Genomic DNA, 14,195 nt, shown 5'->3' on the forward strand with positions numbered 1-14,195 from the left:
GTGAATTTGCATCCTGTAGGCATTATTGGTACAGGCAAATATGTGCCTGAACGTATTATTACGAATCAGCAGCTTGAACAAATGGTCGAAACGAATGATGAGTGGATCGTTACCCGCACCGGGATTAGCGAGCGCCGGATGGCTGCCCCCGAAGAAGCGACTTCAGACCTCGCTTATCAAGCCTCCAAAGCTGCGATTGCAGCTGCGGGACTTACGGTAGAGGATATCGACCTCATTATCGTGGCGACGATAACACCTGATATGGCGTTTCCATCGACCTCCTGTCTGCTTCAAGAGAAGCTTGGAGCCAAGCAGGCGGCAGCATTCGATCTTTCCGCAGCTTGCTCGGGCTTTATTTATGGCCTTGCGACAGCAACGAGCATGATTTCTTCCGGCTTGTATAAGCATGTGCTTGTTGTTGGCGCAGAGACGCTTTCGCGCATAACGGATTACACAGACCGCAATACATGCATTTTGTTCGGCGACGGTGCGGGTGCGGTTGTGCTTGGCGAGGTGCCAGAAGGCAGAGGCTTCAAGTCTTTCCAGCTCGGAGCGGATGGAGGCGGCGGTGAGCTGCTGAAAGTAAGCGGCGGCGGTTCCCGCATGCCGGCTTCGGAGGAAAGTGTCGCATCACGGCAGCATTTTATCCATATGGCTGGCAATGATGTGTTTAAATTTGCGGTGCGCATTATGGGCAGCGCAGCAGAGGAAGCGCTTCGCAAAGCGGATATGACGAAGGATCAAATCGATCTGCTTATTCCGCATCAGGCGAATATTCGAATCATTCAATCGGCGCTTAACCGTCTGAATTTGTCTGAGGAGAAATGCATGATTAATTTGAACAACTACGGCAATATGTCCGCAGCATCGATTCCGGTTGCGCTGGCAGAAGCGGTTGAGCAAAATCGTGTGAAAGAAGGAGACGCTCTCGTATTCGTCGGCTTTGGCGGCGGACTGACTTGGGGAGCTTCTGTATTGATTTGGTAACGGAGGGATTGCAGGATGGGTAAAACCGCTTTTGTATTTCCAGGACAAGGTGCTCAGGCTGTAGGGATGGGCAAAGATGTTTATGAAGCGTTCGCGCGTTCGCGCCAGGTTTTTGAACAGGCAGACGAAGCGCTTGGCTTCAAGCTGAGCGAGATTATTTTTGACGGGCCGGAAGATACGCTGAAGCAGACGGCGAATACGCAGCCTGCGCTGCTTACGGTAAGCGTCGCGCTGCTGCAAGCGCTAGAAGGCCGCGGTTTGAAAGCGGACTATGTAGCGGGCCACAGCCTTGGGGAGTACAGCGCGCTAGTAGCATCGGGCGTTTTGTCCTTTGAGGATGCCGTTCGTACAGTGCGTTCCCGCGGTCTCTTTATGGAGCAGGCGGTTCCGGGTGGACATGGCGCAATGGCAGCTGTGCTTGGCGCAGAGCGCGAGGCGCTTGCCGAGCTATGCCGTACAGTGACGGCAGAAGGCCATGTTGTCGAGCTTGCGAACGTGAACTGCCCAGGGCAGATCGTCGTTTCCGGTTCTGCGGCTGGTGTTCAGGCGATTGTCGAACGCGGCAAGGAAGCAGGATTCAAGCGGGTCATTCCGCTTGAGGTTAGCGGCCCCTTCCATTCATCGCTTATGAAGCCTGCTGCCCAGCAGCTTGCTGGCGTATTGGCAGACGTAAGCATGAGCGATGCAGCTGTGCCTGTTGTAGCTAACGTTACTGCTAGTGCAGTGACGGATGCGGCGGAACTTCGCGGACTGCTGGTCGAGCAAGTCTACTCGCCCGTACTGTGGGAAGACAGCGTTCGTTATTTAATCGCGGAAGGCGTAGATACTTTCGTGGAAATCGGTTCAGGCACGGTGCTTGCCGGCTTGATCAAAAAAATCGATAAATCCGTCAAGGTGATCTCGCTTAACAGCATCGCAGCTCTGGATGCTTTGCAAGCAGCCGAATAGGGGAGGTTTTATCATGTTCGCGAATTTGGAAGGCAAGAAGGCGCTTGTAACGGGCGCTTCCCGTGGAATTGGCAGAGCGATTGCGATCGCGCTGGCAGAAGCCGGGGCCGATGTGGCCATTAACTATTCGGGCAGCGAGGCAGCCGCCGCTGAGACAGCTCAAGCTGTAGAGGCGCTTGGACGCCGTGCAATTGTACTGCAGGCTAATGTAGGCAAGGCGGCTGAATTCGAGGCTATGGTCAAGGATGTGCTGGAGCAGTTCGGTGCTATTGATATTTTGGTGAATAATGCCGGAATTACAAGAGACAACCTGATCATGCGTATGAAGGAAGAGGAATTTGACCAAGTTATTGAGACGAACTTGAAGGGCGTATTCAATGGCATCAAGGCGGTTACTCGTCCAATGATGAAGCAGCGTTCAGGCCGCATTATTAATATTTCATCCGTCGTTGGGGTGCTTGGCAATCCTGGACAAGCTAACTATGTTGCCGCTAAGGCTGGCGTTATTGGCCTTACGAAAGCTAGCGCGAAGGAACTGGCTTCGCGTGGCATTACGGTCAACTGCGTCGCGCCAGGCTTCATTCAGACTGAAATGACGGACAAGCTTCCAGAAGAAATGAAGGAATCGCTTGCCGGTCAAATTCCGCTTGCGCGCCTTGGCAGCCCTGAGGATATTGCAGCAGCTGTGCGTTTTCTGGCGTCTGATGTAGCAGGCTATATGACGGGTCAAACCATTCATGTAGATGGCGGCATGTACATGTAAAAAAAGTGCCGCAAAGGCCTTGCCGGGAATTAAAACGGTTACGTATGGCATTTTAGTTTTAATTCTCGTATAATACCAAAGAGGAGGTGAACCGGATGTCCGAAGTAATAGATCGCGTAAAACGTATCGTTGTAGACCGCCTAGGTGTAGACGAAGCGGAAGTAACGCTTGAAGCTTCATTTAAAGATGACCTCGGCGCTGACTCGCTCGATGTCGTGGAATTGGTCATGGAGCTTGAAGACGAGTTCGATATGGAGATCTCTGATGAAGATGCAGAGAAAATCACAACAGTAGGAGAAGTTGTTAAATACATACAATCTCTTAACTAAGGAAGCCTGGGTCCCGTTGTCACAAACGGGACTTCTCTCCATCTAGGGCATGTGATTATGAATACGAATAAATGAGCGTAAGAGCTATTTATATATAAAAGATACAGCGCAGCAGCGTGTTATCTATATTGCAGTTCATAGAGGTGAATCGAAATGAAGCAAAGAGTTGTCGTTACAGGTATGGGAGTTATGACTTCCCTCGGATATGAGCTTGAGGAGTTTTGGGGCAATTTGCTCGCAGGCAAGTCTGGTGTGTCCGTTGTGGAAGCGTTCGATTTTTCGGAATACCCTACGTACATTGCCGCAGAAATCAAAAACTTCAATCCGGAGGATTTCGGATTGGACAAGAAGGAAGCGCGCCGTATGGACCGCTTCGTGCAGTTCGCTGCGGTAGCCAGCCAATTGGCGGTTAAGGATGCAGATTTGAAAATCGGTGAAAACGCTGATGAAGAACGCGTAGGCGTTATGATTGGTTCCGGTATTGGCGGCCTGGGCACTTGGGAAGATCAGCATAATATTTTGCTGGAAAAAGGCCCGAAGCGCGTCAGCCCGTTTTTTATTCCAATGATGATTGCCAATATGGCATCTGGTCAAGTATCAATGCTAACTGGCGCGAAAGGCCCGAACAGCACGGCGGTTACCGCTTGTGCGACAGGCACGCATTCCATTGGTGATTCTTATAAGATGATTATGCGCGGCGACGCTGATGTCATGCTGTGCGGCGGTGCTGAGGCGACTATCCGTCCAACGGGAATGGCCGGCTTCTGCTCCATGCGCGCCATGTCCGTTCGCAATGATGAGCCAAGCAAAGCAAGCCGTCCTTTCGATATAGACCGCGATGGTTTCGTTATGGGCGAGGGTGCAGGCGTGCTTGTATTGGAATCTCTCGAGCATGCCCAAAAACGTGGAGCTCGGATCTACGCTGAAATTATTGGCTATGGCATGAGCGGCGATGCGCATCATATGACAGAGCCTGATCCAGACGGCGCAGCACGCTGTATGGTGAAAGCGCTCAAAGATGCTGGACTTGCTCCAGAAGAAATCGATTATATTAATGCTCACGGCACTTCAACGCCAGTAGGCGACCGTTCGGAGACGAAAGCGATTAAGAAAGCATTTGGCGACCATGCTTATAAGCTGGCAGTCAGCTCGACGAAGTCGATGACGGGACATTTGCTTGGCGCAGCCGGCGGAGTGGAAGCGGTTATTTTAGGCTTGACGCTGCAAAACGGTGTCATTGCACCAACGATTAACTTAGACAACCAAGATCCAGAATGTGATTTGGATTATGTGCCGAATGAGCCGCGCAAAGCGGATGTTCGTATCGCAATGTCCAACTCCTTCGGTTTTGGCGGTCATAATGCGACGATCGTGATGAAAGTTTATGAAGCATGATTCTCTAAGCGAGCTGCAGTCGCGTCTGGGGCTACGCTTCAAACAACATAGGCTGCTGAAGCAAGCTTTCACGCATACGTCGTATGTAAATGAGCATAAACATGGCACAATCGAGCATAATGAGCGTTTGGAGTTTTTGGGCGATGCGGTATTGCAGCTGCTCGTCTCGGAATTTCTGTTTCGCTCATATCCACGTCGGCCGGAGGGCGAGCTTACGCGTATGCGCGCCTCGGTCGTATGTGAACCGTCACTTGCCCTTTTTGCGGAACGGCTCGCTCTTGGCGCCTACGTCCTGCTGGGACGGGGCGAAGAGCAGCTGGGCGGCAGACAAAGGCCGGCACTGCTGGCGGATTTGTTTGAAGCGTTTGTCGGTGCGATTTTTCTCGATGCGGGTATGGACCGGGCCCGTGCTTTTCTTGAAGAGCATGTGTTTCCATTCATCGAATCGAACGATTACGGACTGCTCGTGAAGGATTTCAAATCCAAGCTGCAGGAGCGCGCCCAGCATCATGGGCTCGGTACGGTAGAATACCGGATTACCGAGGAGCGCGGACCGGCGCATGATCGCGAGTTTGTCGTGGAAGTGATTTTGGGTGATGCCAGATGCGGCAGCGGCAGCGGTCGGACGAAGAAGGAAGCGGAGCAGCGCGCAGCGGAAGAAGCGTGGCACTCCCTTTCCGCTCAGCCGTAAAGAGGAAGCTATAGGAAGAGGCTACCAGGATTGTTACAAATCCTGGTAGCCTCTTTTTTTATTGTAAGAAAGGATGCTAGAAGGCATAAAGTGAGGTTATCCGGCGTCTGGATTTTGTGGTACAATAGCGGGTGAGGTGAAAGACAATTTATGTTCCTTAAGCGTATTGAACTAGCAGGTTTTAAATCGTTTGCCGATAAGACGGAGATGGAGTTCGTTACGGGGATTACGGCAGTGGTCGGCCCTAACGGCAGCGGCAAAAGCAATATTTCCGACGGCATCCGCTGGGTGCTCGGCGAGCAAAGCGCCAAAAGCCTTCGCGGCGGCAAAATGGAAGATATTATTTTCGCCGGAAGCGATGCGCGCAAAGCAGTCAATTATGGCGAAGTGTCGCTGACGCTCGACAATACGGATGGAGCACTGCCACTGGAGTACAATGAGGTGACAGTAACCCGCCGTGTCCATCGCAGCGGTGACAGTGAATATATGATTAACAAGCAATCATGTCGGCTCAAGGATATTACAGAGCTGTTTATGGATACGGGAATCGGCAAGGAAGCTTATTCGATTATCGGACAAGGCCGAATTGAGGAAATACTAAGCACTAGGTCTGAGGATCGCCGTGGTATTTTTGAAGAAGCTTCCGGTATCGTTAAATATAAATCGCGCAAGCGTGAAGCGCAGAAGAAGCTTGATGAGACGGAGCAGAACCTGCTGCGCATTCACGATTTGGTTACTGAGCTCGAAGACCAGGTAGGGCCGCTCAAGGAACAATCGGAGAAAGCGATTCATTATAAAGCGCTGCGGGAGCAGCTGCGAACGAAAGAAATTTCCATGTACGTTCACAACATTGATTCGGTCCATAAATCTTGGTCGGAGGCAAATGCCAAGCTGGAGGTGCTCAAGCAAAGCGAGCTGGAGCTGTCAACGGTTGTGAGCAAGCATGATGCGCATTTGGAGAAGGATCGCCTTGCGCTGCGCGAAATTGAGGAGAAGCTCGACCGCCTTCATGAAGCGATGCTGCAATATAGCGAGGATTATGAAAAATGCGAAGGCTACGGCGAGGTTTTGAAGGAACGCAAACGCAACTTGGAGCATAACAAGCTGCAGCTTGAGGAATCTGCTGCGTCTCAGGATGCCCGCATTGGCACGCTGATGCAGGAAGAGGCGGAATTCCGCAGCCGTGCAACTGCTCTGGAGCTGCAGCTTGCCGATTTGAAGTCGAAGCTGGCTGAAGAGGAAGACCGTCTTATTGGCGTTGTTGGCGGAGCTGCGCCGGATGCCGAGGAGACGCTGAAGGGCGAACTGCTTGATGTGCTTAGTGCAATGGCGGAGCTGCGCAACGAAATTCGTTATGCCCAGCAGCAGAAGGAAGCTGTTGGACGGCGGATGGAGCGTCTTGGCGAGGATGAGCTGAAGTGGAAAGAGCAGAAGCGGAAAAGTGGAGCTAGACGTGCGCAGCTGGAAGCACAGCTGGAAGCGATTTTGAAAGATATTAATGGCGCTCGCAACAAATACATAGATGAGGCTGAAAAAGCGAAGCAGACCGGGCAGTATGTAGATGAAGCGGCTGCTGCTATTCGCAAATGGGAGCAAAAAATCGACGCCAGCATTTCCCGTCGCGATACGATGAAAGAAATGCAGGATGCACTCGACGGTTTTATGCACGGCGTTCGGGAGGTGCTCAAGGCGTCGCGCCGCACTTCGGGCGGCATTAGCGGCGTTCATGGCGCGGTTGCTGAACTGGTTCGCGTGCCAGAGCGGATCGAGGTAGCGGTTGAAACAGCGCTTGGCGGTGCGCTTCAGCATGTGGTCATGGAGGATGAGAAGACAGCTCGCGCAGCGATTGCATTTTTGAAGCAGCGTCAGCTCGGCCGGGCTACTTTTCTGCCTCTCGATGTCATTCGCGGAAGGCAAGTGCCTGAGCATGACAGACGACTTGCTGAAAACGCAGAAGGTTTTGTAGGCGTTGCTGCTGATCTGGTCTCTTGCGACCCGCAATATAAGTCTATTATTCAAAACTTGCTCGGCAATGTATTGCTTGCTGAAAATTTGGAGCAGGCGAACCGTATCGCTTCAAAATGTCAATATCGCTACCGGGTTGTAACGCTAGAGGGCGATGTTGTAAATGCCGGGGGTTCGATGACAGGCGGAAGCTTGCAGAAAAAAGGAGCAAGCTTGCTTGGACGGCAGCGGCAAATTGAAGGGCTGGATGAGGAAATTACGGCAGCTGAGGCAACGATGAAGCAGCTCCGCGACAAGCTCAGCGACCTACGCAAGGAGCAGTCGATCCGATCGCAAAATATGGAGGAGCTGCGCTCGCGTTCGGAGCAATCGCGTATTGACGAGCAGCAGGTGCGGGCAGAGCTTCAGCAGATGCTGTCTGAGGAAAAGCAGCTTAATGAGCAGGAACAGCTGTATTCCGCTGATCGCAGCAGCCATTTGGCAGAGCAGCAAACGATGCAGGCTGCTACTGAGGAAGCACAGGCGAAGCTTGAGAAGCTGGTAGCAGATGAAGCTAGGCTGCAGGAGGCGATCAAGCTTGCCGAGGAGCGCCGCAAAGCGAGCGAAACGGCGAAGGAAGCGCTGCAAGGCCAGCTGACCGATTTGAAAATCAGCTCAGCCAAGACGGATCAAGAAAAGCAGTCGTTTGAAGATCAAGCCGCCCGTGTTCGGGCTGATATTGTACGAGCGAAGCAGGAGCTTGGCAATGTCCGTTCGCTGCTTGCACAGCAGGAAGGAGAGATTGCTCGCCATGCAGAGGAGAGCGTGCAGCAGGTGGAGCAGCTTAATCACCTGAAGCTTAAGAAGCAGGAATGCTCGGAGCAGACGGATTTGCAGCGTTCGGCAAGAGCGGATCGAATCCGTGAGCTGGAAGAGGGCGAAAGCGAGACGAAGGAGCAGCGTACGCAGCTCCGGCAAATCGAGGAGCAGCTGCGCCAAAATGAAATCGCCGCCAATCGCCTTGATGTGGAGCTGGACAATTTGCTGCGCAAGCTTAGCGAGGAATACGAGCTGAGCATTGAGCTGGCTAGAGAGCAATACCCTGTGCCTGAAGATGTCATTGGCACGCAAAATCTAGTTCGTGATTTGAAGCGCCAAATTACGATGCTAGGTGACGTGAATCTGGGCGCTATTGACGAGTATGAGCGCGTCAAGGAGCGTTATGAGTTTTTATCGGAGCAGAAAGATGATCTGGTGGAAGCCAAAACAACGCTTTATCAAGTTATTCGCGAGATGGACGATGAAATGTCGAAACGGTTCAAAACGACTTTTGAAGCGATCAGAGGTCACTTCAGCATCGTGTTTGCAAAGCTGTTCGGCGGCGGCCGGGCAGATCTTGTTCTAGTCGAGCCGGATCGCGTGCTAGATACGGGTATCGATATTGTAGCGCAGCCGCCAGGCAAGAAGCTGCAAAACTTGCAGCTTCTCTCCGGCGGTGAGCGGGCGCTTACGGCAATTGCGCTGTTGTTTGCTATTTTGCAGGTGAAGCCAGTGCCTTTCTGCGTATTGGATGAGGTAGAGGCAGCGCTTGATGAAGCGAATGTATCGAGGTTTGCCCAATATTTGCGTGAATTTTCCGAGCTCACGCAGTTTATCGTCGTTACCCACCGCAAAGGCACGATGGAGGAAGCCGATGTGCTGTATGGCGTAACGATGGAGGAAGGCGGAGTATCGAAGCTCGTATCGGTGCGTCTGGAGGAAGAAGAGGAGCAGGCTACCGCGTAGCATGCGGCTCTAAGAATGAGGAAATCATATAGCATAGTTACGAAGACGGAGGAGCAATCGCGATGAGTTTTTTCAAAAGATTGAAGGAAAGCATCGCTTCCAAGACGGAAGCGGTCACGATGATATTTAAAGAAGGGTTATCCAAAACCCGCACAGCGTTTGTCGAAAAAGTAGAAGAGCTCATTACGCGCCGGAAAAAGATTGACGAGGAGTTTTACGAGGAGCTTGAAGAAATTTTGATTGGCGCCGATGTAGGCGTCAATACCGTGATGAAGCTGATTGACGAGCTGCGTGCAGAAGTGAAAAAACGCAAAATCGAAGATGCGGCGGATTTGCAGCCGGTATTGTCGGAGAAGCTCGTTGAGTTGCTGAGGGGTGATGACAACGAGAAAACAGCGCTTCGCATGTCGGGTAGCGGCATTACTGTTATTTTGTTCGTCGGCGTCAATGGCGTTGGCAAAACGACGACGATCGGCAAGCTGGCCTACAAGTATAAAAATGAGGGCAAAAGCGTCCTGCTGGCAGCGGGCGATACGTTCCGCGCTGGTGCCATTGAGCAGCTGGAGGTGTGGGGCCAGCGCGTAGGCGTTGACGTCATTAAGCAGCAGTCCGGCTCCGATCCGGCAGCCGTCATGTTTGATGCGGTGCAGGCGGCGAAGCAGCGGGGCGTAGATATTTTGCTTTGCGACACAGCGGGAAGGCTGCAAAACAAGTCCAATTTGATGGAAGAGCTCAATAAAATTTTCCGCGTCATTCAGCGTGAAATTCCAGATGCGCCTCATGAGGTGCTGCTGGTGCTCGATGCGACTACTGGCCAAAATGCACTCAGCCAAGCGAAGCTGTTCGGCGAGAAAAGCGGCGTAACCGGCCTCGTATTGACGAAGCTTGATGGTACAGCTAAAGGCGGAATCGTCATTGCTATCCGCAATGAGTTGAATTTGCCTGTGAAGCTGGTAGGCTTAGGCGAGAAGATGACGGACTTGCAACAGTTTGATTCGGAGCAGTTTGTACACGCCCTATTTGCTGGTCTTATTAAAGATCAAGAAGAGCCAGAAGAGGCTGAAACGCAGCAATAAATCAGCTTTTTGAAAATATAAGCGGAGTATAAGATTCCCCTTATACTCCGCTTATATTTCACCGCGAAATGTTAGCTTTACCGCCTGAGGACGGCTTTCGGCCGTTTACGCTTGGCCTAAAATGCGTTCAACTAGGGATGACAAGGTTTAAAGCTTGACAGTGCCTGCTTCAATCGTGTAAGATAAGAGACGTTGCTTAGGTGTAAAGGATTTACCCTTGACGGGAAGGAGCAAAGGTCATGAATGCTAGTGAACCAGACGCCCTTGCGAAGACGACCCGAATTAATTTATTGTTTGACTTTTATGAGCCCCTGCTCACTGAGAAGCAGAGGACTTCACTTAAATATTATTTTCACGATGATTTCTCGCTTGGGGAAATTGCAGCGGAATCCGGCATTAGCAGGCAGGCAGTTTATGAGCATGTGAAGCGCGCGGTGCAGGTGCTTGAAAGCTACGAGGGCAAGCTTCGCTTGCTGGAGAAGCATGAAGCGCTGCAGCAGCTTGCCGAACATCTGGGAAATAGCGTAACAGAGCTTTCCCTAGGTATGGATGCCAAGCAGGGAATTCTAGATATAATCGAGCAATTAATAACGACGAACAACAGGTAAGGAAATAACGGAGGTGATGGATCATGGCGGCATTTGAAAGCTTGTCAAGCCGATTGCAAAACGTTTTTAGCAAGCTGAAGGGCAAAGGCAAAGTATCCGATGCTGATGTAAACGAGGCGATGCGTGAAGTGCGTCTTGCGCTGCTGGAGGCAGACGTTAACTTTAAAGTCGTCAAAGATTTTATCGCCAAAGTAAAGGAACAGGCTATTGGTCAGGAAGTGGAGAAAAGCTTTACTCCAGGCATGGTCATTATTAACATCGTTAATAAAGAACTGACCGAGCTGATGGGCGGTACGCAAAGCAAGCTGGCGAAAGCGAATAAACCGCCAACGGTTATTATGATGGTCGGTTTGCAGGGCGCAGGTAAAACAACGACGTCCGGCAAGCTTGCCAAGCTTCTACAGAAGAGCAATCATAAGCCTTTGCTTGTAGCCTGTGATATTTATCGTCCAGCCGCTATCAAGCAGCTGCAAGTGCTCGGCGAGCAAATCAATGCTCCGGTGTTTTCGCTTGGCGATCAAGCTTCTCCGGTAGAAATTGCGAAGCAAGGCTTGCAGCATGCGAAAGATAATCATAATGACTACGTCATTATTGATACAGCGGGCCGACTTCATATTGACGAAACGCTGATGGACGAGCTGAAGCAAATTCATCAGCTGGTTAAGCCTGATGAAGTGCTGCTCGTTGTTGACTCCATGACAGGTCAAGATGCAGTCAACGTAGCACAAAGCTTCCATGAGCAGCTTGAGCTCACCGGTGTTGTATTGACGAAGCTTGATGGCGATACCCGTGGTGGTGCGGCATTATCCGTTAAAGCTGTAACAGGCCAGCCAATCAAGTTTGCTGCTATGGGCGAGAAGATCGATTCGCTTGAACCGTTCTATCCAGACCGGATGGCATCGCGGATTCTCGGCATGGGCGACATGCTTTCTCTTATCGAGAAAGCCCAGATGAACATTGATGCAGACAAAGCTGCCGAGATGGAGCGCAAGATGCGCACGGCCGAGTTTACATTTGATGATTTTCTGGAGCAAATGGCGCAGGTTCGCAATTTGGGGCCGATTGATCAGTTGATGGATATGTTGCCAGGGATGGGCAAGGTCAAAGGCCTTAAAGACATGAAAATCGATGAGAAGCAAATCGGCCGTATTGAGGCGATTGTGCGCTCGATGACGAAGGAAGAAAAGACGAAGCCGGAAATTCTTAACCACAGCCGCCGGAAGCGGGTTGCTGCTGGAAGCGGAACGTCGGTTGCCGAAGTCAATCGACTGATCAAGCAGTTCGATGACATGCGCAAAATGATGAAGCAGTTTTCGTCCATGATGGGGCCTAAAGGCCTTAAGGGCGGCAAGAAGGGCCTTAAAGGCATGCTGGGCAAAGGCATGAAGTTTCCATTTTAAATAGCAAATAGGTTTATTAATTGAAGGAGGTGAATTTCACATGGCAGTACGTATTCGTTTGAAACGTATGGGTGCTCACAAAGCCCCTTTTTATCGCGTAGTTGTTTCTAACTCCCGTTCGCCGCGCGACGGTCGCTTTATCGAGGAGATCGGTACTTATAACCCGGTTGCACAACCGGCTCAAGTATCCATCAACGAAGAAAAAGCTTTGAAATGGCTGCAAAACGGAGCGCAAGCTTCGGATACAGCTCGCGACTTGCTTTCCAAAGCAGGCGTAATGAAAAAGTTCCATGAGCTTAAGCAACAGAAATAACTGTTGAACAGCGGAGGGCCTTTATAATGAAAGAATTGATTCTTGTCATAGCAAAGGCGTTAGTGGATCATCCGGAAGACGTAAACGTGAAGGAAAGAGACGATGACCGCGGCATCGTATATGAGCTGTCGGTTCATGCGGAGGATGTCGGTAAAATTATCGGCAAGCAAGGCCGCATTGCGAAAGCGATGCGTACGGTTGTAACCTCCGCAGCTGTCAAATCAGAGAAGCGGGTTATCGTGGACATCATATCGTAAAACGTATTCGGAGAGGGTTAGGGTAGTTTACCCTAACCCTTTTTCAAAATATAAAAACAGTCATATTCATAGCGGATATTTTCTGTTTTTACGCAAAACGGCTGCTGCCGCCTTTTTTTGGGCCGGCGTCAGCCGTTTATGCGTGTATCATGAGGATTTTGCATAAATGGCCTTGAATAGCGGATCAACCGCTTATCGGCGTTCTGCGCTTCATTGATTTATGCAAAATCCTGATCATAATAAAAAGAAAACACGAAAGAAAGGATACATGAATAATGAGCGGCAAATGGTTTACAGTTGGCAAAATCGTTAATACACATGGTCTGCGCGGCGAGTTGAAGGTGCTGTCCCAGACCGATTTTGGAGATCTGCGTTTTGCAGTAGGCAATAAGCTCGTTATGATTCATGAGGAGCATGGCACGAAGCTGGAAGTAGAGATTGCGGGCTCCCGTGAGCATAAGGGCAATTATATTATTAAGCTTAAGGGATATAATAATATTAATGAAGTGGAGAAGTACAAGGGCTGGCTGCTGAAGGTAGCAGAGGAGCAGCTTGGGAAGCTGGATGAAGGGGAATATTATTTCCATGAAATTATCGGCTGCCGCGTCGTAACAGACGAGGGAGAGGAGCTGGGCACCATTTCTGAAATTTTGCGGCCAGGCGCTAATGATGTGTGGGTCGTGGACCGCCCTAAAGGAAAAGGAAGCCAAGTGCTAATTCCCGTTATCGATGAAGTACTGCTGAACGTAGACATTGCGACGAAGACGGTAACCGTTCATCTGATGGAAGGGTTGATTTAGCGTGAGAGTAGATGTGCTTACGCTCTTCCCTGAAATGTTCGATGGCGTGTTTGGGGCCAGTATTCTTGGCAAGGCACAGGAAAAAGGCATCGTAGCACTGAATGCCATTAATTTTCGCGCTTACTCCGGCAATAAGCATAATACGGTAGACGACTATCCGTATGGCGGAGGAGGAGGCATGGTGCTTAAAGCAGAGCCTGTATTTTCGGCTGTTGAGCACTTAATGGAGCAGGTCGGAACAGGATCCCGTCCGCGTGTTATTTTAATGTGTCCACAAGGGGAAACCTTCACCCAGCAGAAGGCAGAGGAGCTGGCGAAGGAAGAGCATCTGATTATGATTTGCGGTCATTACGAGGGTTATGATGAGCGTATACGCGAGCATTTAGTAACGGATGAGCTTTCGATTGGCGACTATGTGCTGACTGGCGGGGAGCTTCCTGCGATGGTTGTTATCGACAGCGTAGCACGCCTGCTTCCTGGCGTCCTTGGCAATGAAACTTCGGCAGTAACAGATTCATACAGCACAGGCTTGCTGGAGCATCCGCATTATACAAGGCCCGCTGTATTTCGTGATATGGAGGTGCCGGAGGTGCTTATTTCCGGCCACCATAGCCGCATCGAGACATGGCGCCGCGAGCAATCGCTGCTTCGCACACGGAGCAGGCGTCCTGACCTGCTGGAGAAGGCTGAATTGACCGCCAAGGAGCGTAAATGGCTTGCTTCCTTGGACAAACAGCAGTCTTAAGCGATAATGTTGGCAAGCCCGGAAAAAGATGTTGAAATTTGGGTTTGAATATGGTATGATTTCAAATGTTGTTCGTATTAATCGGACGGTCCGCTAATGGTAATGACCCAATTTCAAATGGGAAGTTGGAGAGCTATTAAGAACGTCTATGGTG

The 14,195-nt window shown here is 50.8% G+C and carries 14 protein-coding genes; all 14 read left to right on the plus strand.

Features of this window, described 5'->3' with window-relative positions:
* The 14 genes from AC6B99_RS13360 (at position 1) to trmD (ending at position 14,041) form a co-directional block, all read left to right on the plus strand.
* On the plus strand, positions 1–987 hold the full coding sequence (locus tag AC6B99_RS13360) for a beta-ketoacyl-ACP synthase III (RefSeq protein WP_056039075.1): 987 nt from the start codon (positions 1–3) through the stop codon (positions 985–987).
* 15 nt (positions 988–1,002) lie between these two features.
* Positions 1,003–1,935 carry an ACP S-malonyltransferase gene (gene fabD / locus AC6B99_RS13365; protein ID WP_496663531.1) on the plus strand — a complete coding sequence of 311 codons (933 nt, stop codon included), beginning with the start codon at positions 1,003–1,005 and terminating at the stop codon, positions 1,933–1,935.
* 13 nt (positions 1,936–1,948) lie between these two features.
* A complete protein-coding gene (gene fabG / locus AC6B99_RS13370; RefSeq protein ID WP_056038335.1) occupies positions 1,949–2,698 on the plus strand; it encodes a 3-oxoacyl-[acyl-carrier-protein] reductase in 750 nt (249 codons plus the stop codon).
* A gap of 95 nt (positions 2,699–2,793) precedes the next feature.
* The gene (gene acpP, locus AC6B99_RS13375; RefSeq protein ID WP_046230681.1) at positions 2,794–3,027 is read left to right on the plus strand and encodes an acyl carrier protein; all 234 of its coding nucleotides are present in this window, start codon (positions 2,794–2,796) and stop codon (positions 3,025–3,027) included.
* 153 nt (positions 3,028–3,180) lie between these two features.
* Entirely contained in the window at positions 3,181–4,422 is a 1,242-nt protein-coding gene (gene fabF, locus AC6B99_RS13380; protein WP_496663532.1) for a beta-ketoacyl-ACP synthase II, read from the plus strand.
* On the plus strand, positions 4,412–5,113 hold the full coding sequence (rnc, locus tag AC6B99_RS13385) for a ribonuclease III (protein ID WP_056038330.1): 702 nt from the start codon (positions 4,412–4,414) through the stop codon (positions 5,111–5,113). Before fabF ends, rnc begins: the two co-directional genes overlap by 11 nt.
* Positions 5,114–5,263: 150 nt before the next feature.
* Complete coding sequence (smc, locus tag AC6B99_RS13390; RefSeq protein ID WP_496663533.1) at positions 5,264–8,842, plus strand: chromosome segregation protein SMC; 3,579 nt, start codon at positions 5,264–5,266, stop codon at positions 8,840–8,842.
* Between the two features lie 62 nt (positions 8,843–8,904).
* Entirely contained in the window at positions 8,905–9,918 is a 1,014-nt protein-coding gene (ftsY, locus tag AC6B99_RS13395; RefSeq protein ID WP_496663534.1) for a signal recognition particle-docking protein FtsY, read from the plus strand.
* A 239-nt stretch (positions 9,919–10,157) separates the two neighbouring features.
* On the plus strand, positions 10,158–10,526 hold the full coding sequence (ylxM, locus tag AC6B99_RS13400) for a YlxM family DNA-binding protein (protein ID WP_494881228.1): 369 nt from the start codon (positions 10,158–10,160) through the stop codon (positions 10,524–10,526).
* A 23-nt stretch (positions 10,527–10,549) separates the two neighbouring features.
* Complete coding sequence (gene ffh, locus AC6B99_RS13405; protein ID WP_430162034.1) at positions 10,550–11,926, plus strand: signal recognition particle protein; 1,377 nt, start codon at positions 10,550–10,552, stop codon at positions 11,924–11,926.
* A 40-nt stretch (positions 11,927–11,966) separates the two neighbouring features.
* Positions 11,967–12,239 carry a 30S ribosomal protein S16 gene (gene rpsP / locus AC6B99_RS13410; RefSeq protein ID WP_046230688.1) on the plus strand — a complete coding sequence of 91 codons (273 nt, stop codon included), beginning with the start codon at positions 11,967–11,969 and terminating at the stop codon, positions 12,237–12,239.
* Between the two features lie 26 nt (positions 12,240–12,265).
* Positions 12,266–12,496, plus strand: coding sequence for a KH domain-containing protein (locus AC6B99_RS13415; protein WP_056038316.1), 231 nt, complete (start codon positions 12,266–12,268; stop codon positions 12,494–12,496).
* Between the two features lie 275 nt (positions 12,497–12,771).
* On the plus strand, positions 12,772–13,296 hold the full coding sequence (gene rimM / locus AC6B99_RS13420; protein ID WP_496663535.1) for a ribosome maturation factor RimM: 525 nt from the start codon (positions 12,772–12,774) through the stop codon (positions 13,294–13,296).
* Between the two features lies 1 nt (position 13,297).
* Positions 13,298–14,041 carry a tRNA (guanosine(37)-N1)-methyltransferase TrmD gene (trmD, locus tag AC6B99_RS13425; protein ID WP_099520693.1) on the plus strand — a complete coding sequence of 248 codons (744 nt, stop codon included), beginning with the start codon at positions 13,298–13,300 and terminating at the stop codon, positions 14,039–14,041.
* Positions 14,042–14,195: the final 154 nt, after the last annotated feature.

The organism is Paenibacillus liaoningensis (assembly GCF_059609455.1).